General features: G+C 65.1%; 18 protein-coding genes. 12 read left to right on the top strand and 6 right to left on the bottom strand.

Going from position 1 to position 20,380, the window contains the following annotated elements:
- Window positions 1-5 precede the first annotated feature (5 nt).
- Window positions 6-584 (bottom strand): peroxidase-related enzyme, encoded by a 579-nt coding sequence (locus AABA84_RS23645; RefSeq protein ID WP_338313360.1) that lies wholly within the window; start codon window positions 582-584, stop codon window positions 6-8.
- A 220-nt stretch (window positions 585-804) separates the two neighbouring features.
- A complete protein-coding gene (locus AABA84_RS23640; protein ID WP_212246660.1) occupies window positions 805-2,544 on the bottom strand; it encodes an ATP-binding protein in 1,740 nt (579 codons plus the stop codon).
- 411 nt (window positions 2,545-2,955) lie between these two features.
- On the opposite strand from AABA84_RS23640, the gene AABA84_RS23635 reads away from it, so the two are divergent.
- Window positions 2,956-3,924, top strand: coding sequence for a catechol 2,3-dioxygenase (locus tag AABA84_RS23635; RefSeq protein ID WP_338313359.1), 969 nt, complete (start codon window positions 2,956-2,958; stop codon window positions 3,922-3,924).
- Here the strand turns inward: AABA84_RS23635 and AABA84_RS23630 are convergent.
- Window positions 3,921-7,442 carry a molybdopterin cofactor-binding domain-containing protein gene (locus tag AABA84_RS23630; RefSeq protein ID WP_338313358.1) on the bottom strand — a complete coding sequence of 1,174 codons (3,522 nt, stop codon included), beginning with the start codon at window positions 7,440-7,442 and terminating at the stop codon, window positions 3,921-3,923. The genes AABA84_RS23635 and AABA84_RS23630 overlap by 4 nt on opposite strands.
- Window positions 7,442-7,924 (bottom strand): (2Fe-2S)-binding protein, encoded by a 483-nt coding sequence (locus AABA84_RS23625; protein WP_338307140.1) that lies wholly within the window; start codon window positions 7,922-7,924, stop codon window positions 7,442-7,444. Before AABA84_RS23625 ends, AABA84_RS23630 begins: the two co-directional genes overlap by 1 nt.
- 250 nt (window positions 7,925-8,174) lie before the next feature.
- Between AABA84_RS23625 and AABA84_RS23620 the strand changes: the two genes are divergently transcribed.
- The 9 genes from AABA84_RS23620 (at window position 8,175) to AABA84_RS23580 (ending at window position 16,991) form a co-directional block, all read left to right on the top strand.
- A complete protein-coding gene (locus AABA84_RS23620) occupies window positions 8,175-9,632 on the top strand; it encodes a 6-hydroxynicotinate reductase (RefSeq protein WP_212246642.1) in 1,458 nt (485 codons plus the stop codon).
- Window positions 9,629-10,522, top strand: a complete 894-nt coding sequence (locus AABA84_RS23615) for a UPF0280 family protein (protein ID WP_338313357.1) — start codon at window positions 9,629-9,631, stop codon at window positions 10,520-10,522. The genes AABA84_RS23620 and AABA84_RS23615 overlap by 4 nt, the downstream gene beginning before the upstream one ends.
- A gap of 15 nt (window positions 10,523-10,537) precedes the next feature.
- Entirely contained in the window at window positions 10,538-11,122 is a 585-nt protein-coding gene (locus AABA84_RS23610; RefSeq protein ID WP_018320970.1) for an amino acid synthesis family protein, read from the top strand.
- A 79-nt stretch (window positions 11,123-11,201) separates the two neighbouring features.
- Window positions 11,202-12,404, top strand: coding sequence for an ABC transporter substrate-binding protein (locus tag AABA84_RS23605; RefSeq protein WP_338313356.1), 1,203 nt, complete (start codon window positions 11,202-11,204; stop codon window positions 12,402-12,404).
- 147 nt (window positions 12,405-12,551) lie between these two features.
- Window positions 12,552-14,441: an ABC transporter permease gene (locus tag AABA84_RS23600; protein ID WP_338313355.1), complete on the top strand. Its 1,890-nt coding sequence runs from the start codon at window positions 12,552-12,554 to the stop codon at window positions 14,439-14,441.
- Window positions 14,438-15,229, top strand: a complete 792-nt coding sequence (locus tag AABA84_RS23595; protein WP_212246636.1) for an ABC transporter ATP-binding protein — start codon at window positions 14,438-14,440, stop codon at window positions 15,227-15,229. Before AABA84_RS23600 ends, AABA84_RS23595 begins: the two co-directional genes overlap by 4 nt.
- Window positions 15,226-15,930, top strand: coding sequence for an ABC transporter ATP-binding protein (locus AABA84_RS23590; protein ID WP_212246634.1), 705 nt, complete (start codon window positions 15,226-15,228; stop codon window positions 15,928-15,930). The genes AABA84_RS23595 and AABA84_RS23590 overlap by 4 nt, the downstream gene beginning before the upstream one ends.
- Window positions 15,931-15,954: 24 nt before the next feature.
- The gene (locus tag AABA84_RS23585; protein WP_338313353.1) at window positions 15,955-16,410 is read left to right on the top strand and encodes a MarR family winged helix-turn-helix transcriptional regulator; all 456 of its coding nucleotides are present in this window, start codon (window positions 15,955-15,957) and stop codon (window positions 16,408-16,410) included.
- Window positions 16,411-16,601: 191 nt separating this feature from the next.
- Window positions 16,602-16,991 carry a hypothetical protein gene (locus AABA84_RS23580; RefSeq protein WP_338313351.1) on the top strand — a complete coding sequence of 130 codons (390 nt, stop codon included), beginning with the start codon at window positions 16,602-16,604 and terminating at the stop codon, window positions 16,989-16,991.
- 10 nt (window positions 16,992-17,001) lie between these two features.
- Here the strand turns inward: AABA84_RS23580 and AABA84_RS23575 are convergent, their stop codons facing one another.
- Both AABA84_RS23575 and AABA84_RS23570 read right to left on the bottom strand, forming a co-directional pair.
- Window positions 17,002-17,691, bottom strand: a complete 690-nt coding sequence (locus AABA84_RS23575) for a hypothetical protein (protein WP_338313350.1) — start codon at window positions 17,689-17,691, stop codon at window positions 17,002-17,004.
- 124 nt (window positions 17,692-17,815) lie between these two features.
- The gene (locus AABA84_RS23570; protein ID WP_038946333.1) at window positions 17,816-19,012 is read right to left on the bottom strand and encodes an amidohydrolase family protein; all 1,197 of its coding nucleotides are present in this window, start codon (window positions 19,010-19,012) and stop codon (window positions 17,816-17,818) included.
- Between the two features lie 156 nt (window positions 19,013-19,168).
- Between AABA84_RS23570 and AABA84_RS23565 the strand changes: the two genes are divergently transcribed.
- Entirely contained in the window at window positions 19,169-19,942 is a 774-nt protein-coding gene (locus tag AABA84_RS23565; RefSeq protein ID WP_338307133.1) for a ferredoxin--NADP reductase, read from the top strand.
- Window positions 19,943-20,047: 105 nt separating this feature from the next.
- Window positions 20,048-20,374, top strand: coding sequence for a hypothetical protein (locus tag AABA84_RS23560; RefSeq protein WP_212246624.1), 327 nt, complete (start codon window positions 20,048-20,050; stop codon window positions 20,372-20,374).
- The last annotated feature ends 6 nt before the right edge of the window (window positions 20,375-20,380 follow it).

The raw sequence follows: 20,380 nt of genomic DNA, 5'->3' as shown, positions 1-20,380 counted from the left end.
GTTCGTCACTTCTTCGGCACACGTCCCATCAGGTAGAACTCGTCGTTCGGGCGCATGCCCGTGAAATTCGCCAGCCGGTTCGACAGCGCAAAGAAGGCGGAGATCGCGGCGATGTCCCAGATGTCGTCGTCGCTGAAGCCGTGCGGCGCGAGCGCGGCGAAATCGTCCTCGCAGATCCGCTGCGCGTCGGCCGAGACCTTCATCGCAAAATCGAGCATCGCCTTTTGCCGCGGCGTGATGTCGGCCTTGCGGTAGTTCACCGCGACCTGGTCGGCAATGAGCGGGTTCTTGGCGCGGATGCGCAGGATCGCGCCGTGGGCGATCACGCAATACTGGCACTGGTTGGCGGCCGAGGTCGCGACCACGATCATCTCGCGCTCGGCCTTGGTGAGGCCGCCGTCCTTCTCCATCAGCGCGTCGTGATAGGCGAAGAACGCGCGGAATTCGTCGGGACGGTAGGCCAGCGTCAGGAACACGTTCGGCACGAAGCCGCTCTTCTCCTGCACCGCGAGAAGACGCGTGCGGATGTCATCGGGCAGCGTATCGAGAGCGGGAGCGGGAAAGCGTTGCGCGGGCTGTGTCATGGTCATGGATTCCGGCTTGCGGCCGGAGACCATAGTCGATGCGGGCGAGAGGCTCCAGAGGCGTCTCGCGCCCCGGACGCAGCGCAGATGCGAAGCATCGTCCGACGCGGTGCGCTGCTGAGCCGGCGCCCATGCCTCCGAGAGTGCCGTGATTGTGGCGTGGGTCCCGGCTCTGCGCAGCAGCGTGTCACGCTGCAGCGCGTCCGGGACACGAAGGTCTTTACCGCAGCGGCTTCTTCAGGAGGGAGAAGCGGTCCGGGTCGAGCCCCATCGAGGGCTGCAGCATCGGGGCCTCGACGTTGGAGAGCGTCTTGGCGGGCGGAGCCGAGAACACCGGATCGTTCGGCACGTCGCGCTGCGAGGTGGCGCCGCGCCAGCGTTCGAGCACGGCGCTGACGAAATGCATGTCGTGGCCGGAGGTGACCGAAGGCACGCTGCTGATGGTAGCCTCGCCGCGCGGCAATTGGTGCGGTGGCACCTCCTTGAAGCGCAACCGGGTCGGCAGTGCGACGCCTTCGCCGAAGGCCAGCACTTCACGCGTGCCGAGCGAGGGTACGAAGGAGAGCAGGTTCGCGGCGGCGTCCGACACCGCGGCGCGCAGCAGCGCCTGGTCGCGCTCGTTGGCAAGGCGCATCGTGAACAGCGTGTTGCACTGGGAGATGATGGTGGCGTCGAGCTCGGCCGGACGCTGGGTGATGAGACCTAGATAGACGCCGTATTTGCGGCCTTCCTTGGCGATGCGCGACACCGCCTTGCGGGTCGGCCCGAAGCCGACGTTGCGGTCGGCGGAGGCGTAGCGATGCGCTTCCTCGCAGACGAACAGCAGCGGCGAGACCCCGTCGCTCCACAGGCCGAAATCGAAGGCCATGCGGCACAGCACCGAGACGACGGAATCGATGACCTCGGCCGGGAAGCCGGCGAGCTGCATCACCGTCATCGGCTTGCCGTTCGCCGGCAGGCGGAACAGATGGCTGATGACCTCGGCCATGGTGTCGCCGCCGACATTGGCGTTGTCGAACATGAAGGCGTAGCGCGGGTCGTTGCGCACGGCTTCAATGCGCGAGATCAGCTTGTGATAGATGATGCGCGAGGAGCGGTTCTCGAGCTTGCCCATGCGCTCGTCGATCAGCGACATCAGGTCGACCAGGCGGTACGGCACCGGGGTGTCGACGGTGTAGCCGATCTGCTTGGGATCGATGCGCTTGAGGCCGATGCGGTCGGCGTTCTGGTATTGGGTGTAGACCCCCTTGGCCAGCGGGATCACTTCGGCCAGGATGTCGAGCTCCTCGGGCACGCCGGCGCGGCCGCCGAACAGCACGTCGACGATTTCCTCGAAATTGAACAGCCAGAACGGCAGCTTCAGGTTCCGCGGGTTGAGCACCAGCGCGCGGTCGCCGAAGCAGCGGCCATATTCGTTGTGCACGTCCAGCAGGAAGATGCGCAGGTTGGGACGCGCCTTCAGGATCTCGTTGAGCAGGAGCGACACGCCGGTGGATTTGCCGACGCCGGTCGATCCCAGCACCGCAAAGTGCTTGGACAGCATTTCCTCGACATCGACATAGGCGACGACCGAGCGGTCCTGCTGGAGGAAGCCGACATTGATCTGGTCCGAGCCGGTCGGCGCGTAGATCGTGCGCAGCTCCTGACTGGTAATCAGATCGACGGCATCGCCGATGGTCGGATAGTTGGTGACACCGCGCTGGAATTTCGGCTTGTCGCTGGCGTTGAGAATCTCGCCGAGCAGGTCGACCGAGGCAATCGCGATATAATTGTCGCTGTTCGACAGGTTCTCGCAGGACACCTCGGTGATCATCGCGACGATGACCGAGCTGGCGCTGCGAATACTGACGAAGCGGCCGACGGTCGCCCGAACTTCCGAGATCGGCATCTGGCTTTCTGCCAGCAGCCCGACCCGGGCGAGCGATCCGCGAACCGAAATCACGCGTCCAAAGGATGTCACGATGAATGAACCTGGCAAGAGCAAGGGATTTGCTCGGACTATGCGCGGCCGTCGCTGGACAAACGGTTAAGCGGCAGGCGCGGGCACTTCGTTAAATCCGCGACAATTCGGCCGTGAGGTTTGTTCCGATTGCATATTTGCGGGCGGAAACGGCGGGAAATTGGCGCAATTTCAGCCCGTTGGAGAGAGAAGCAATTAAGGAACATTTTACCATCCGGCCAGTCAGTCCACCGTTCGGGGGACGTCTCCATTCGATCCGGGCAACGTTTGATTTGTTGACGAGACCTAATCATTTGTACATTGGTACAAATAGCGGTCCGCGTGACCGCCTCCGGGCATAAGCGCGTTGCAGCCTTGCGCCCGATGACGCGATCCGGTCCGCGGATCGCCAGCTGCGCCCTGGAGGAAAGCATGCAACCCGAACCGATCCTCGATCTTGCTCATCTCGGCCATATGGAGCTGCTGACGCCCAAGCCCGAGGAAAGTCTGAAATTCTTCGTCGACGTCATGGGCATGACCGTCAGCGGCCAGAAGGGCGAGTCGGTGTACTTACGCGGCTGGGACGATTACGAGCGCTACTCGCTCAAGCTGACGGCGTCGAAGACCTCAGGCATGGAGCACATGGCGCTGCGCGCGCGCAGCCAGCAGGCGCTTGAGCGCCGCGTGGCCGCGCTCAAGGACTCCGGCTTCGACATCGGCTGGATCGACGGCGACATGGGGCAGGGGCCGACCTTCCGCTGCCGCGACCCCGACGGCCACATCGTCGAGCTCTATTACGAGACCGAATGGTATCAGGCGCCGCCGGAGCTGAAGCCGGCGCTGAAGAACCAGGCCCAGCGCTTTCCCGCGCGCGGCGTCAATGTCCGCCGTCTCGACCATCTCAACTGTCTCGCCGTCGACATCAAAGCCAACCGCGAGTTCTTCGAGAATTATCTCGGCTGCCGGCTCACCGAGCAGATCGTGCTCAACGACGGGCGGGAAGCGGCGATGTGGCTGACGATGTCGAACAAGAGCTACGATTTCGCCTATTCGCTCGACCATTCAGGCGTGCCGGGCCGCTTCCACCACGTCACCTATGCGCTCGACAGCCGCGAGGAAATTCTGCGCGCTGCCGACATCTTCCTGGAGAACGGCATCCACATCGAAACCGGCCCGCACAAGCACGCAATCCAGCAGACCTTCTTCCTCTACGTCTACGAGCCCGGCGGCAACCGTGTCGAAGTCGCCAATGCCGGTGCGCGCCTGATCCTCGCGCCGGACTGGAAGCCGATCGTGTGGACCGAGGAGGAGCGCAAGAAGGGCCAGGCGTGGGGGCTGAAGACGATCGAGTCCTTCCACACCCACGGCACGCCGCCGGTGGAGATGAAGAAGCACGCTTAGTGGATTGAATTGTGCACCCGCGCGATCGCCTCGCGGATGCCGGTCCACGCCGGCTTGTCCGGCGCGAACTGGCCGCGCAGGAAGCTGACGAGCTCCTCCACCTGTGCGTCGCTCATGCTGTTCCTGAACGCCGGCATGTAGCCGAGATCGCTCGATACCGGCTCGGCGATGCCGTGCAGGATGACCTGTACGAGATTGTCCGGCTTCATGCTGTGGATGTTGCTGTTGAGCGCGAGCGAGGGACGGCTGCCGAACAGCGGTAGGCCGCCGACCTCGTGGCAGACGGCGCAGGCGCCCTGATAGAGCCGCGCGCCGGTAGACGAGGCGACGGTGACTTGCGTTGCGCTCTCGAGTTTTACCGCGAGCGCAGGCGCGTCGGGCGCGGTGTCGTTGAACGAGTTGAGATAGACCGCCATCGCGCGGATGTCCTGGTCGGGCAGGGCCTTGAGGTCCCTGACAACAGGCGCCATCGGGCCGGCGGCCACGCCGTGATAGCGCGAATGTCCGGTGCGCAAGTAAGCGAATAGCTCGTCCTCGTTCCATGGGATCGGCGCATGCGAGAGCGAGGTCAGCGGCGGCGCCTCCCAGCCCTCGGCGAAGCCCCCGGCAAGATATGCCCCGCGCTGCTCGGCGCCGAGAGCGTTGCGCGGCGAATGGCAGGCACTGCAATGGCCGAGACTTTCGATCAGATAAGCGCCGCGATTCCATTGCTCGGATTTGGCGGGGTCGGGTCTGAACGGGTTCGCCGCGTGAAACAGCGCATTCCATCCCGCGAGCAACGGGCGCAGATTGAACGGGAAGGCGAGCGTGTTCGCGGGTGTTGTTGCGCGCACCGCAGGCTGCGCCATCAGGTACGCGTACAGCGCCTGCATGTCGGCATCGCTGGTTTTCGAAAAATGCGTGTAGGGAAAGGCGGGATAGAGCTGCCGCCCGTCGCGGTGTAGCCCGTCGCGCATCGCGCGCTCGAACGCCGGGTATGACCAGGCGCCGATGCCGGTCTCGACGTCGGGCGTGATGTTGGTCGTATAGATCGTGCCGAACGGCGTCTCCAGGGCGCGGCCGCCGGCATTGAGCACGCCATTGATCGCGGTGTGGCACTCCGCGCAATTGCCGAGCGCCGCGAGCTGCTCTCCGCGCGCGATCGTCGCCGCGGAATAGACCGATGCGTCGGGCCGGGCGATCGGGGCAATCGCGCGCCCCGGCAGAAGCGCCGCACCAATGCCGATCGCGGCGGTGCAGACGGCGGCAATCGTCGCGACAATGCCGGCGCGTTTGGCGAAGGGATTTTGCCAGATGCGCGACGGCTGCGGCGCGGCGGGCGCGGGCAGGGCCTGCGGCACGGGCGATGTTTCACCGTGCAATCCCCTCAGAATGCGTTCGGGCGTAAACGGCGGCTCGCGAAAGCGCACACCGGTGGCATCGAAGATCGCGTTCGCAATCGCCGCCGCGCTCGGCACCGAGGCGGACTCGCCGACGCCGAGCGGCGGCTGGTCCTGACGCGGCAGCATCAGCACGTCGATCTTGGGCACGTCGGGGAAGGGGATGATAGGATAGGCGCCCCATTCCCGCGCGGCCACGACGCCGCGCTCGAACGAGACTTCTTCCATCAGCGCGCGGCTGGTGGACTGGATGACGTTGCCGTGGATCTGGTGGCGGACGCCGTTCGGATTGATCATCAATCCGGAATCTTGTCCCGCAACCACGCGGGTCACGCTGACATCGCCGGTCGATTTGTTCACCGCGACATCAGCGATCCATGCCGACCACGCCGCGCCGTAGCCGGGAAACTTGCTGTGGACGTAGAGCGCATAGGCAAAGCCGCGCCCGTGCACGATCTCCCCGTCCTTCTCTTCGCGCACCGGCCGGGGCGTCCAGCCCGCGCGCTCGGCCACCGCATTGACGAGATCGACGGCGCGCTGGTCCTTCAGATAGCGCAGGCGGTATTCGATCGGATCGACGCCGGCCTCGGTTGCGGCTTCGTCGATGTAGGATTCGTGCGCAAAGGTGTTCGGCAGCGCGGAGACGCCGCGGAACCAGGAGGCGCGCACGATCGGCGGCATGTCGTGCGCGACGACGCGCATGTGGTCGTAATCGTAGGGCGGGATCGCGGTGCGGTCGCCCATCTGCAGCACGGCAGGTTCGGGCGAGATCCGACCCGTCAGCAGCAGCGCCAGAGTCGGTGCGGCATTCGAGGGATAACGCGTGGCGAGATCATATGCCGCGATACCGCCGTCCGCATCCAGACCGCCATTGACGTCGATGAGCTGCGCGGTGCCCTTGGGCTCCCAGGCGTGCTCCTGCTCGCGCGTCAACTGAACCCTCACGGGGCGGCCGACCGCGCGCGAGAGGAGCAGCGCGTCGGCGGTGACGTCGTCGGCGCAGTTGCGGCCGTAGCAGCCGGCCGCCTCCAGCCGGATCACCTCGATCTCGCTCTCGGGACGCTCGATCAGCAGCGCGAGGTCGCTGCGCAGCACGTGCGGATTTTGCGTGCCCGACCAGACCCTGATGTTGTCGTCCTGAAAATCCGCGACGGCGCAGGACGGGCCGATCGAGGCGTGCATCTGATACGGCCACACGTAAGTGCGCTGCATCGGCTTGGACGCGCCGGCAATGGCCGCATCGACGTCGCCCTTGTCGATCAGCGTGCGCGGTGTCGATGGATTGGCGCGTAGCGCAGTCTCGACGTCGGCGAGATCGGTCAGCTCAGGCGTCGGCTTCCAGCTCACCTTGAGCTGCTCCGCCGCACGGATCGCATTTTCCTCACGCTCGGCGACGATTCCGACGAAGTCGCCGATGCGCACCACGGCGACAAGCCCGGGAACGTCGCGTACTGACGCTTCATCGACCGCGATCAGGCTGGTGCCGACGAACGGACCGGCATCGACGCCGGCATAGGGCGGGCGCACCACGCGGCCGTGCAGCATGCCGGGGACGCGGATATCGTGAACGAAGGTCAACTCGCCCGTGGCCTTGGCGGGAAGATCGACGCGCGGCATCGACTGGCCGACGATGGCATAATCGCCGACCGCCTTGACGGTGACGTCGTCGGCAAGCTCGAGGCTGATCGTCTCGTCGCCGATCAATTCGCCATAGCTGATGCTGCGGTTGTCGCGGCCGCGCACGAGACCGTCCTCGATTCTGAGATCCGCCGCCGGCAGCTCCAGCCGCTCGGCCGCGCGCGCGATCAGGAAGTGGCGTGCTTGCGCCGCGGCCTTGCGCAGGGGCACGGCGGTGATCTGGATGGTTTCGCTCGCGATCGTCGCGCCCTGGTTCGGCACCACCGCAGTGTCGCCGAGCACCACGACGACGCGCGCAAAGGACACATCGAGCTCCTCGGCGACGATCTGGCCGAGCGCGGTGCGGATGCCGGTGCCGAGATCGACATGGCCGTTATAGGCACTGACCGATCCATCCGCGGTGATGCGGATGAAAGTCTCGGATGTGAGTTCGTCCACGGTGCGCGCGACGACGAGCGAGCCGGATTGGCGCTCAGCTCCATCAGGGGCAGGGGAGGCCATCAATCAACGGCCTCGGTGAGCTGGCCGGAAGCGCGCATCACGGCGCGCAGGATTTCAACATGCGTGCCGCAGCGGCAGAGATTGTAGCGTAGCGCCGCCAGCGCCTCCTGCTCCGTCGGCCGCGGGTTGATCGCGAGCAGCGCCTTGGTGGTCATGATCATGCCGTTGAGGCAGTAGCCGCATTGTGCGGCCTGCTCGTCGACGAAGGCCTGCTGCACGAGGTCAGGCTTGTCGCGCGTGCCGAGCCCTTCGAGTGTCACGATGTCGCGGCCGGCGCAGCCACTGACGGGAATCACGCAGGAGCGGGCCGCGGCCCCGTCGATCAGGACAGTACAGGTGCCGCATTCGCCGAGGCCGCAACCATATTTCGGGCCGTTGAGCGCGAGATCGTTGCGCAGCACGTAGAGCAGCGGCGTCTCCGGCGCTGCAGCGACCTCGTGGATCCTGCCGTTCACGGTGAGGCGGATCGGTGTCTGCGTCATCCTCGTTTCCAAGCGCTCGGCCAAGTCATGGCGAAAATCTACGTCGCGACGATACCGTTTGTACACAAACGTGCAAGCCATGCATGCCGCACTGCAGCGCGACTGCCTTCTTTGTGGACAGAGCGGATAGGCAAATGAGGTTTTATGCAGCAGCCGCATCTTTTGCGCTGCACCGCCGCTTGACAGCCATCCGGGGCGCGCGCACCATCGTTCGTATACGAATGATAACCGCGGTCTCGCTGGCTCTGACATGGTGATGGAAACGACGAGCGCTGCTATCGACAAGATCCGCTGCGATGCGTGTCCGGTGATGTGCTACATCAAGCCGGGCGCGGCGGGTGCCTGCGATCGCTACGCCAACCACGACGGCAAGCTCGTCCGCGTCGATCCGCACGTGATCCTGGAGCGCACGGTCTCGCATGGCGGCAAGCTGGTCCCGTTCAGCCGCACCGAAGATTGGGACGGCAAGATCGTCCATGAACCTTCGACTTTCGTGACAGCGATCGGCGCAGGCACGACCTATCCCGACTACAAGCCGGCGCCCTTCATCGTCTCCGCGGAGGTCGACGGCGTCGACATGGTGACTGTCGTCACCGAAGGCATCTTCTCCTATTGCGGCATCAAGGTGAAGATCGACACCGATCGCTATCTGGGGCCGGAGACCGCCACGGTCCGTGCGCAGGGCGAGGCCGTCGGCCACGTCACCACCAGCGAATACGGCTCGCAGATGCTGTCGCTGGGCGGCGTGCATCATCTCACCGGCGGCTCCAAGAAGGAGGGGCGCGTCACCTGCGACACGCTGATGGATCTCGCCAATTGCAAGGCGGTCGAGCTGACCATCGACGGCGGCGCGAGCGTCATCGTCCAGGCCGGCCAACCGCCGATCGTCAACGGCATGAAGGAAGAGCGCATGCGGGTCGGCTGCGGCTCGGCGACGATCGGCATGTTCGCCAAGCAGTGGCACGGCAAGGTCGACGAGGTCGTCGTGGTCGATGATCACATCACCGGCGTGCTCTCGGAGCATCAGGCCGGCAAGCTGCTCGACATCGCCGACACCGGCATCAAGATGAAGGGCCGCCGCTCGACGCCCGGCCGTTATTTCCAGGTCGCCGATCCCGGCACGGGCTGGGGCGGCACTGACATCTCCGATCCGCTGGCGATCCTCGGGCCGTTCGATGCCAAGGAAGCAAAGCCGGGTCTCTCGATGCTGATGGTCTCCACGACCGGCGAGCATTCGTCTTACTACGTGCTCGACGAGGCCCTGAAGCCGGTCGAGACCGAGATGCCCGACGACCTGAAATTCTCGGTCGAGCGCATCCAGGAGAATTGCGAGCCGGCGCTGTGCACGGTGCTGTTCATGGCCGGAGCCGGTGGCTCACTGCGCGCCGGCGTCACCGACAACCCGGTGCGGCTGACGCGCTCGGTGAAGGATGCGCTGACGCGCGTCACCAGCGGCGGCGCGCCGGTCTATGTCTGGCCGGGCGGCGGCATCACCTACATGGTCGACGTGACGCAGATGCCGGCGGGCGCGTTCGGCTACGTGCCGACGCCGGCGCTGGTTGCGCCGATCGAGTTCACGATGAAGCTGTCCGACTATGCCGCGCTCGGCGGGCACATGGATTACGTGAAGCCGCTCTCAGAGGTCCAGAATGGCGACGATGTTCGCCAACTGCCATGGCAGAACCCGATCCCGGGGCCTCGGGCATGACAAGGCTCCCGCAAATCGCATTGCTGTCTGATGGCCGGCGGCTGCATTTGCAGGATGGACCGATTGATCTGGTCGTTGAGGCGAGGGGGTGCACGGACGATGTGCGTGCAGCGTATGAGGCGGCTGCGCGCCGCTTCACCGGACTGCTCGACGAACTCTGCGCCGAATTGCCGGAGCTGCGGACGGCCGCCGGGAAGCGAACTTCGTTGAAGGGCGTGGTGGCGCGCCGGATGCACGCCGCGGTCGCATCCTATGCCTCCGATTGCTTCATCACGCCGATGGCGGCTGTTGCCGGGAGCGTGGCGGAGGAGATCCTAGGCGCTATGCTCGACGTGACATCGCTGGATCAGGCTTATGTTAACAATGGTGGCGACATCGCACTCCATCTCGGCAAGGGCGAGCATTTCTCGGTCGGCCTGATGGACCGACCCGATCGCGCTGGCGTGATGCGGACGATCAGGGTGGATGCGGATGATCCCGTGCGGGGCATCGCGACCAGCGGGCGCCACGGCCGCAGCTTTTCGCTCGGGATAGCGGACGCCGTGACAGTGCTGGCGGCAACGGCCTCGCAGGCCGATGCGGCTGCGACGGTCATAGCCAACGCTGTCGATCTGCCCGGGCATCCGGCCATCATCCGGGCGCCCGCAAACGAGCTGCAGCCCGACAGCGATCTCGGCGAGCGCCTCGTGACTCGCGGCGTCGGTGAATTGTCGCAGAGCGAGATCGCGGCCGCGCTCGAATGTGGCGCGGAATGTGCACGGCAATTATTCGATCGCGGATTGATCGAGGGGGCCGTCTTGCAGCTTTGTGGTGATATGCTTGTCATCGGACCCAAGGATATAGAAGAGCGACGATCGCGCCCGCTTGTGCTGGAGAACGCGGTTGCCTGAACAGGGAAGCGAAACATGAGCGCGATCATCCGCAAGATCGTCACCGTCGTCGAAGAGACGCAGATGGAGATGGGCCGCCAGGTCTCGCCGCCGACCCGGCGCGCGGCTGCGATCGCCGTCATCGAAAATCCCTTTGCCGGACAATATGTCGAGGATCTCTCGCCGCTGATCGCGATCGGCGAGGAGCTCGGCGAACTGCTGTCGAAGCGCGCGGTGGCGGCGCTCGGCATCGATGGCGCGAAGGCGCAGAGCTATGGCAAGGCCGCCGCCGTCGGCGAGAACGGCGAGCTGGAGCATGCCGCTGCGATCCTCCATCCCAAGATGGGCGCGCCGGTGCGGAAAGTTCTGAGCAAGGGCGCGGCGCTGATCCCGTCGTCGAAGAAGCGCAGCGGCCCGGGCACGACGCTCGACATCCCGCTTGGGCACAAGGATGCCGCGTTCGTGCGCAGCCATTTCGACGGCATGGAGGTGCAGATCAACGATGCGCCGCGCGCCAACGAGATCATGGTCGCGGTCGCCGTCACCGACAGCGGCCGTCCGCTGCCGCGCGTCGGCGGGCTCACGGTCGCGGAAGTCAAGGGCGAGGACGGTCTGAGATAAGGCATGATCCGGAGATGCGGGCACAGCTTCTCCGGCAAGATCGTGATCGAGACATAGAACTCAAAAACTGGAGGTTGGGATGCGAGCAAGAAATTACATCGTCGGCGCGGCCTTCGCGCTTCTGGCGAGCGGCATGGCTCATTCGGCCCTGGCGCAGGACATCAAGATCGGCGAGATCAACAGCTATTCGCTGCTGCCGGCGTTCACCGAACCCTATCGCAAGGGCTGGCAGCTCGCGGTCGAAGAGATCAACGCGGCCGGCGGCATCAACGGCAAGAAGCTGGTTGTGATCTCCAAGGACGACGGCGGCAAGCCGGCGGACGCGCAGACCGCGGCGAATGAGCTGGTGTCCAGCGAAGGTGTCGCGATGCTGACGGGTACGTTCCTGTCGAACATCGGCCTTGCCGTCAGCGACTTCGCCAACCAGAAGAAGGTGTTTTTCCTCGCGGCCGAGCCGCTGACGGATGCCGTGACCTGGTCGAAGGGCAACAAGTACACCTTCCGCCTGCGTCCCTCCAACTACATGCAGGCGGCGATGCTGGTGGAAGCAGCCGCAAAGCTGCCGGCCAAGCGCTGGGCGACGATCGCGCCGAACTACGAATACGGCCAGTCGGCGGTCGCGGTGTTCAAGAAGCTGATGTCGGAGAAGCGCCCTGACATCCAGTGGGTCGACGAGCAGTGGCCGCCGCAGGGCAAGATCGACGCAGGTCCCGTGGTGCAGGCTGTTGCCGCCGCCAATCCCGAAGCGATCCTCAACGTCACCTTCGGTGCCGACCTCGTCAAGCTCGTGCGCGAAGGCAACACCCGCGGCCTGTTCAAGGGGCGCGAGGTGGTCTCGTTCCTGACCGGCGAGCCGGAATATCTCGATCCGCTGAAGGACGAGACGCCCGAGGGCTGGATCGTCACCGGTTACCCCTGGTACTCGATCAAGACGCCCGAGCATGACGCGTTCCTGAAGGCGTACCAGGCCAAGTACAACGACTATCCCCGCCTCGGCTCGATCGTTGGCTACCAGACCATCAAGGCGGCCGCCGCGATCCTGGCGAAGGCGGGCTCGAGCGATCCGGAGAAGCTGATCGCCGCGGCGGAGGGGATCTCCATGCCGTCGCCATTCGGCGAGATCACTTTCCGCAAGATCGACCATCAGTCGACGCTTGGTGCCTTCGTCGGCAAGACCGCGCTGAAGGACGGCAAGGGCGTGATGGTGGATTCGTCCTACAAGAAGGGCGCGGACTACCTGCCCAGCGATGCCGAAGTCGAGAAGCTGCGTCCGAAGGATTGATCGCCGCTGCCGGAGGGTGGGTTAGCCCTGCAGATGCGCAAAGCGCATCTGCTCGGCGTAACCCACCACTTTCGGCGCCACACGAGAAAAGGTGGTGGGTTACGCCGCGCTGACCCACCCTACGACTTCCCCGAACCCGGACCGCCGATGGCCTTTTACGTCGTACAGTTTCTGACCGGTCTCGCCAGCGCGGCGTCGCTGTTCCTGGTGGCCTCGGGCCTGTCGATCATCTTCGGCGTGACGCGGATCGTGAATTTCGCGCATGGCGCCTTCTATATGATCGGCGCCTACATTGCCTTCACGCTGACGGAGCGCCTGTCGGGCGCATTCGGCTTCTGGGGCAGCATGGTGCTGGCCGCGATTGCCGTGGCACTGATCGGCGTGCTGGTCGAGATGGTGCTGCTTCGCCGCATCTATCACGCGCCGGAGCTGTTCCAGCTGCTCGCGACCTTCGGCCTGACCCTGATGGTCGAGGATCTCGTGGTGCTGATCTGGGGGCCTGACGATCTCGTCGGCCGCCGTGCGCCCGGCTTCAGGGGGGCGATCGATTTCTTCGGCCAGAACATCCCGAGCTACGATCTGTTCCTGATCGTGCTGGGGCCCGTCGTGCTCGGCATTCTCTGGCTGCTGTTCCAGCGCACGCGCTGGGGCGTCCTGGTGCGCGCGGCGACGCAGGACCGCGACATGGTCGCAGCGCTCGGCGTCAATCAGAAATGGCTGTTCACGTCGGTGTTCGCGGTCGGCGTCTTCCTCGCCGCGCTGGGCGGCGCGCTTCAGATCCCGCGGGATGCCGTCCATCACGCGATGGATCTGCGCATCATCGTCGAGGTGTTCGTCGTGGTCGTGATCGGTGGCCTCGGCAGCATCGTCGGCGCGTTCGTCGCGGCCGTGCTGGTCTCCGAGCTCAATGCCTTCGGCATCCTGATCTTCCCGAAGATTTCCATCATCCTGGTCTTCCTGGTGATGGCGGTGGTGCTGATCGTGCGACCCTGGGGCCTGTTCGGCAAGCCGGAGGCGCCCGCGCGCAAGACGCCGGGGCTCACCGTCAATCCGTGGCGGCCGTTGACGTCGAACGAGCGGCTGGCCGCGCTTGCAGCGCTCGTGATCGCAGCGACGCTGCCGCTGTTCGCCGGCAACTATGCGCTGACCGTCGGCTCGGAGATCGCGATCTTCGTCATCTTCGCCGTCAGCCTGCACTTCCTGATGTCGGTCGGCGGGCTCGCGTCCTTCGGCCATGCCGCTTATTTTGGCCTCGGCGCCTACGGTGTCGCTTTCCTCGCGAAGATGGCGGGGCTGCCGATGATCGTGTGCCTGCTGCTCGGGCCGCTGCTCGGCTGCATGGGCGCCGCCGTGTTCGGCTTCTTCGCCGTGCAGCTCTCCGGCGTCTACTTTGCGATGCTGACGCTCGCCTTCGCACAGATCGTCTGGTCGATCGCGTTCCAGTGGGTGAGCGTCACCGGCGGCGACAACGGCATATTGGGCGTCTGGCCGGAAAAGTGGGCGGCGAGCCCGTCGCACTTCTATTGGCTGGCGCTCGGCGTTGCGGCGCTGGTGACCATCGCGCTGCGGGCCATGGTATTCTCGCCGTTCGGCTACGCGCTCCGTGCCACGCGCGACTCGCTGCTGCGCACCGAAGCGATCGGCATCAATGCCAAGCGCATCCAGTGGACCGCCTTCGTGATCGCAGGCACGACTGCCGGCATCGGCGGCGCGCTGTTCGCCTACCTCAAGGGCAGCGTCTTCCCTGACAATCTCGGCATTTCGCTCTCGGTCGATGCGCTGGTGATGGTGCTGCTCGGCGGTGTCGAGACGGTGTCCGGCGCGGTGATCGGCGCGATCGTCTACAAGGCCTTGAACATCTGGCTGGTCAGCCAGACCGATTTGTCGAAACTCGTGCTCGGCGGCTTCATCGTGTTGATTGTCGTCGTCTTCCCCAAGGGCATTGTCGGCATGCTGGAGATGCTGGCGCAGCGTCGCAGGAAGGCATCGCCGCCGGGATCACCTTTGCTCGCCAAGCCGATCGAGTCTGCCGAATGAGTGTCGCACCCCCACTTCTTGCGGTCGAAGGTCTGACCAAATCCTATGGCGGCATCCATGCCGTGCGCGGCGTCTCGTTCTCGCTGCGCGCCGGCGAGATTTTGGCGCTGATCGGGCCGAACGGCGCCGGCAAGAGCACCTGCTTCGACATGCTCAACGGCCAGAACAAGCCTGATACCGGGCAAGTCCGCCTGCTCGGCGAAGAGACCACCGGCAAGAAGCCGCGCGAGATCTGGCGTCTTGGGGTCGGGCGCACCTTCCAGATCACCGCGACCTTCGCCACCATGACCGTGCGCGAGAACGTGCAGGTCGCGCTGATCTCGCACGGGAAGCAGCTGTTCAATCTGTTCGGCTCGGCGCCGAAGTTCGACCGCGGCGAGGCCGGCCGTCTGCTCGAGCTGGTCGGCATGGGCGGCTATGCCGATCGGCCCTGCGGCGAGCTTGCCTATGGCGACCTCAAGCGGCTTGAGCTTGCGGTGGCGCTCGCCAACCAGCCCAAGCTGCTGTTGATGGACGAGCCGACTGCCGGCATGGCGCCGCGCGAACGGGTCGACCTGATGCGGCTGACTGCGAGCATTGCGCGGGAGAAGTCGATCGGCGTGCTCTTCACCGAGCACGACATGGACGTGGTGTTCGAGCACGCCGACCGCATCATCGTGCTGAATCGAGGGACGCTGATCGCGGAGGGCACGCCAGCCGAGGTGCGCGGCAATCCGCAGGTGCAGGCGGTCTATCTCGGCGAGGGCCTGGTCTACGATGCCCGCCATCGCGAGGGAGCCTCAATATGAAGCTCACCGTCGAGGGCCTCAACAGCCATTATGGCCCGGCGCATATCCTGTTCGACATCGGCTTCGAGGTCGGCGAGGGCGAGGTGGTTGCGCTGCTCGGGCGCAACGGCGCCGGCAAGTCGACGACGTTCCGCTCGATCGTCGGCCTGGTCGCGCAACGAACCGGCCGCATCATGTTCGAGGGCAAGGACGTCTCGTCCAAGCCGACCCACGAGATCGTGCGCGAGGGGCTCGGCTATGTGCCGGAGGAGCGGCGTATCTTCACCGACCTGACCGTCGAGGAAAATCTCGAGGTGGGCAAGCAGCCGAAGCGCCCGAACGCGCCCTACTGGACGCGTGAAAAGCTGTTTGCGCTGTTTCCAAATCTCGGCGAGATGAAGAACCGCCCAGGCGGCCGCATGAGCGGCGGCGAGCAACAGATGCTGACGATCGCACGCACGCTGATGGGAAATCCGTCGCTGGTGCTGCTGGACGAGCCCTCGGAGGGCCTGTCGCCGAAGATCGTGGAGCAGATGGTCGACGCCATCCTGACCATGAAGAAGGAGGGCGTCAGCATCGTCGTTTCCGAGCAGAATCTGCATTTCGCGCGGTTGATTTCCGACCGCGCCTATATCATCGAGCGCGGCCGCATCTGCTTCGGCGGCACCATGGCCGAGCTCGACGCGCGTCCGGATATCCGCGACGCGCATCTGTCGTTGTGAGGCAAAGGGAGGGGCAGCGAGCGGATGGCGAGAAGCGTCACGGCCAAGAAGAGCGTCAAACCGGGAAAACCGCCTTACGTGCTCGACGAGCAGGTCGGCTTCATCCTGCGCCAGGTCTGGCAGCGCCACAGCTCGATCTTCTCCCGCGATATCGGCACCAATTTGACGCCGACGCAGTGGGCGGCGTTGTCGAAACTCGCCGAGACCGGGCCGTGCTCGCAGAACCAGCTCGGCCGGCTGACGGCGATGGACGTCGCGACCATCAAGGGCGTGATCGATCGGCTCACGGCGCGCGGGTTGACCGAGACCAGCCAGGATCCCGAGGACGGTCGGCGGCTGCTGGTCAGCCTGACGCGCGCCGGTCAGCAGCTTTCGGAAAAGGTCGCGCCGAATGCGCTCGCCATCACCCGCGAGACGCTGGCGCCGCTCGACGCGAAAGAGCGCGAGATGCTGATGGCGCTGTTGAACAAGCTGCGGTGAGGGTGCCGTAGACGGTCTCGTAGGGTGGGCAAAGGCGCGAAGCGCCGCGCCCACCACTTCTCAATGGTGGGCACGCTTCCGCCGTCGCTTCGAGCTATGGCGGACAAGTCGCTTTTCCCACCCTACGGCAGTTGAACAAGGTGCGGAGACGGGCGACTAACCTCGATGAAGGATCTGTCGAGGTTTTAGTCATGAGAGTCGCGGCGAAGCTTACGATGGTTCTCACTCTCGGCGCGGCGCTGGCGGGCAGCGCGCCTGCCTTTGCCGCGCAGCCCTACGAAGGCTTCTGGGCGTCCACCAAAAAGGACTGCCGCGACGACGACAGCCCCAACCGCATGAGCATAGAAGGCGGCAATCGGATGTATTGGTACGAGACGCGGTGCCGCGCCAGCGAGATCACCGCCGACGGAAAGCTCGGCTGGAAAATGAAGCTCGCCTGCGAAGGCGAGGGCGAGAAGTTTCGCTCCAATCCCCGGGTCTCCATCGCAACGGACGGCAAGCTGGTGATGGACAACGGACCGGTCGGGCAGGCCAAGCGCCAGACCTATGTGCGTTGTGAGATCGCGAAGAAGAAGCGCTGATCTCGAACGCTTACGTCCTACCCGGCCATTTGGCGCGGTAGCGGATTTCGCTGCCGTCGGCGAGCCGCCGCCAGGTCCCGAACTCTGGCGTATGCGGCGCCCGGGCCGTCAAGTCGATCGGATAGATTCGGTTCGGCTGGCCTTCGACATTGACGGCGAGCTGCCGGTGCGAGGTTCGAAACGCGAGCTCGACTTCGCCCGCGATGACGGGCTGGTCGCCGTCACGATGGAAGGCGGCCGGGGTCACTTCGCCCGGCATCGTGTTGAGGTCGGTCTGCAATTCGATGGTGATGCCCTGTGCTGATGTGGGCACAGTGACCCCGGCCGGAAAACGGACCTCGAATACGAGCAGGGGATTGCCGCCGTTGCGGTTGAGCCAGGGTGTCGCAATCGCATAGGCGTAGGCAATGTAGATGCCGATCCCGGCGACGCAGAGCAGGACGACGACGCCGAGAGACTTCAGGCTGTTGCCCGCGACGCTGCCACTGCCTGCGTCCTCGCCTGAACGCCTCACCAGCCAGTTGGCGAACACCGCGCCGGCGATCGCGCCGATGGGGGAGTAGACAAACAGTCCGAGCAGACCCGATGTGATCGGGTCCGCGCGGTTGCCGAAATCGAACAGGGACAACAGCACAAAGGTCGCGAGATAGCCCGCCACCGCGCCGGCAACGCCGACGGCTATTCGCGATGAGTTCTTCATGTTTCCCTCGATGGTCCAGCAATGAACTGCCGCCACCGAGGGCTGCCTGCGTTAGACGCAGCAGGCCGCAGACTTGTTCAACGCCATCGAGGGGCGTGCGGAGCGGCGTGCCGCTCCGGCTGCGTCACTTCGCCACCACCTCCGGCACCTTGCCGGCGGGCGGGGTGTTGCGGCTGCGCTGGGTGCGCACGATGCCGTCGATGATGGTCATGCCGATGCCGGGGAGGTCGCCGAGCTGGACGCTCTCCAGGATGTTCTTGCCGGGCGAGTGCTGGGCCTTGTCCATGATGACGAAGTCGGCGGATCGCCCCACTTCAATGAGGCCGCAATCGAGTTCGCGCATCCGGGCAGTGTTGCCGGTGGCGAGACAAAACGCGATCTCGGCCGGCAGCTCGCCGAGCGAGGACAGCATCGAGACCATGCGCAAAATGCCGAGCGGCTGCACGCCGGAGCCGGCGGGCGCGTCGGTGCCGAGAATGACCCGGTGCAGATCGCCCATCTCGCGCGCGGTGCGCAGCGTGAACAGAGCGGAGCGCTCATTGCCGTTATGCACGAGCTCGAGACCGCGCTTGCAGCCCTCGCAAATGCAGCGGATCTGGTCGTCGGGCAGGGCGGTGTGGCCGCCATTGATGTGGCCGACCACGTCGGTGTCGGCCTCCAGCACGACGTCCTTGTCGATCAGGCCGGAGCCGGGGATCGAGGGGCCGCCGGTGTGGATGGTGCTCTGGATGCCGTATTTGCGCGCCCAGCCGACCATCTTGCGCGCGGTCGGGCCGTCCTTGACGCCGCCGAGGCCGACCTCGCCGAGCAGCTTGACGCCGGCGGCGGCCAGCTCCTTGAAGTCCTCCTCGACCATCTCGCATTCGATCACGGGCGCGCCGGCGTGAACCTTCACGCCGCCCGGACGCAAGGTCCAGAATGCGCGCTGGGCGAAGATGGCCATCGCTTTCAGGCCGACGACGTCGCGGGGCCGGCCGGGCATGTGAACCTCGCCGGCCGAGATCATGGTGGTGACGCCACCATGCAAATAGCTGTCGATCCAGTTGATCTGGTTCTGGCGCGGCGTCCAGTCGCCCGCGACGGGGTGGACGTGGCTGTCGATCAGGCCCGGCGCCACCGTGGTGCCCTGGGCGTCGACGATGGTGGTCGCGCCTTCGATGTCGACGTCCTTGAAGCGGCCGATCGCGGTGATCTTGCCGTTCTCGGCGACGATGGTGTCGCCATCCAGGATCGGCTTTTCCAGGGCGCCGGACAGGATCAGGCCGATATTCCGGATCACGAGCTTCGAGGGTCCGGCGGCCTGGGGTGCGTCATGCGCCATGGAAGGGGCTCCTTATTCCTAACTGCAACGCTTTCGATCTTGGGCAGCCTTGACCGCGGGATCAAGCAGGATTATTCATTAGTATACGAATGATCGTGTACAAACGACGCATAGCTGCCGCCTCGGAACCGCATTGGAAGCGACAGGGAAGGTGAGATGAGCAATTTCAATCAGGAAAGCGTTTTGAGCGTCCACCACTGGACCGACACGCTGTTCTCCTTCAAGACCACGCGCAGCCCGACCTTCCGCTTCCGCAACGGCGAATTCACCATGATCGGGCTCAAGGTCGGCGAGAAGCCGCTGCTGCGGGCCTACAGCGTCGCCAGCGCCAATTACGAGGACACGCTGGAGTTCTTCTCGATCAAGGTGCCGGACGGTCCGCTGACCTCGCGGCTCCAGCATTTGAAGGAAGGCGACGAGATCATCGTCAGCCGCAAGGCCACCGGCACGCTGGTGATCGACAATCTGGAGGACGGGCGCAACCTCTACCTCATCGGCACCGGCACGGGCCTTGCGCCGTTCCTGAGCGTGATCAAGGACCCCGAGACCTACGAGCGGTTCGAGAAGGTCGTGCTGCTGCACGGCTGCCGTCACGTCAAGGAGCTCGCCTATGGCGAGATGATCACCGAGACGCTGCCGAAGGACGAGCTGATCGGCGAGTACATTCAGAACCAGCTGATCTACTATCCGACCGTGACGCGCGATCCCTTCCGCAACCGCGGCCGCATCACCGACCTCATCACCTCGGGCAAGCTGTTCGCCGATATCGGCCTGCCGGCGCTGGAGGCCGCCCACGACCGCGTCATGATCTGCGGCAGCCCGGCGCTGGTCGCGGATACCCGCGTGCTCCTGGGAGAGCGCGGCTTTGTCGAGGGCAATCACGGCGAGCCGGCCCAATTCGTGGTCGAAAAGGCCTTTGCCGAGCGCTAACGCGCAATTCTTGCTTGAGAAGACCGCATTTTCGCCGCGTGGGGCCCGTTGCGGCGCCGATTCGGCGCTTGATACACTGTGGGAACGAATCAGCGGAGTTCCCACATGGTTGCGGACAGCGACAGCAACATCGCCTGGCACCGGGTCCAGTTGAAGAAGAACCGCGCCGAGTTGAAGGCGCTGGAGACCGCGCGCTTCACGATGGGCGAGATCGCCTCCTCGAAGCGGAACGGCCAGACCCAGAAGGCGATCGCGGAACTCAAGCGCAAGATCACGTTGTCAGAGCGCGTGATCGCCGATCATGACAAGCGCACGCGCCGTCCGCTCGGCACCGACATGCAGAGCCTCAGCAACGGCAGCTGGAGCCATTGGGACGCCTATACCAACCAGCAGCAGCGCAAGACCGGCCCGCGCCCACCGGGACGCGGGTAGGCTCGT

Origin of the sequence: Bradyrhizobium sp. TM239 (assembly GCF_036247985.1) — a bacterium.
Taxonomy (GTDB): Bacteria; Pseudomonadota; Alphaproteobacteria; order Rhizobiales; family Xanthobacteraceae; genus Bradyrhizobium; species Bradyrhizobium ottawaense.
This window is presented reverse-complemented; position numbering and strand designations above follow the sequence as displayed.

Bases quoted from the DNA above. Each gene is read 5' to 3' on its own strand.
- AABA84_RS23585 (WP_338313353.1), top strand. From the start codon at position 15,955: ATGGCGAGAAGCGTCACGGCCAAGAAGAGCGTCAAACCGGGAAAACCG.
- AABA84_RS23595 (WP_212246636.1), top strand. From the start codon at position 14,438: ATGAGTGTCGCACCCCCACTTCTTGCGGTCGAAGGTCTGACCAAATCC.
- AABA84_RS23635 (WP_338313359.1), top strand. From the start codon at position 2,956: ATGCAACCCGAACCGATCCTCGATCTTGCTCATCTCGGCCATATGGAG.
- AABA84_RS23590 (WP_212246634.1), top strand. From the start codon at position 15,226: ATGAAGCTCACCGTCGAGGGCCTCAACAGCCATTATGGCCCGGCGCAT.
- AABA84_RS23625 (WP_338307140.1), bottom strand. From the start codon at position 7,924: ATGACGCAGACACCGATCCGCCTCACCGTGAACGGCAGGATCCACGAG.
- AABA84_RS23570 (WP_038946333.1), bottom strand. From the start codon at position 19,012: ATGGCGCATGACGCACCCCAGGCCGCCGGACCCTCGAAGCTCGTGATC.
- AABA84_RS23630 (WP_338313358.1), bottom strand. From the start codon at position 7,442: ATGGCCTCCCCTGCCCCTGATGGAGCTGAGCGCCAATCCGGCTCGCTC.
- AABA84_RS23610 (WP_018320970.1), top strand. From the start codon at position 10,538: ATGAGCGCGATCATCCGCAAGATCGTCACCGTCGTCGAAGAGACGCAG.
- AABA84_RS23560 (WP_212246624.1), top strand. From the start codon at position 20,048: ATGGTTGCGGACAGCGACAGCAACATCGCCTGGCACCGGGTCCAGTTG.
- AABA84_RS23600 (WP_338313355.1), top strand. From the start codon at position 12,552: ATGGCCTTTTACGTCGTACAGTTTCTGACCGGTCTCGCCAGCGCGGCG.
- AABA84_RS23565 (WP_338307133.1), top strand. From the start codon at position 19,169: ATGAGCAATTTCAATCAGGAAAGCGTTTTGAGCGTCCACCACTGGACC.
- AABA84_RS23580 (WP_338313351.1), top strand. From the start codon at position 16,602: ATGAGAGTCGCGGCGAAGCTTACGATGGTTCTCACTCTCGGCGCGGCG.
- AABA84_RS23615 (WP_338313357.1), top strand. From the start codon at position 9,629: ATGACAAGGCTCCCGCAAATCGCATTGCTGTCTGATGGCCGGCGGCTG.
- AABA84_RS23605 (WP_338313356.1), top strand. From the start codon at position 11,202: ATGCGAGCAAGAAATTACATCGTCGGCGCGGCCTTCGCGCTTCTGGCG.
- AABA84_RS23575 (WP_338313350.1), bottom strand. From the start codon at position 17,691: ATGAAGAACTCATCGCGAATAGCCGTCGGCGTTGCCGGCGCGGTGGCG.
- AABA84_RS23620 (WP_212246642.1), top strand. From the start codon at position 8,175: ATGGTGATGGAAACGACGAGCGCTGCTATCGACAAGATCCGCTGCGAT.
- AABA84_RS23645 (WP_338313360.1), bottom strand. From the start codon at position 584: ATGACACAGCCCGCGCAACGCTTTCCCGCTCCCGCTCTCGATACGCTG.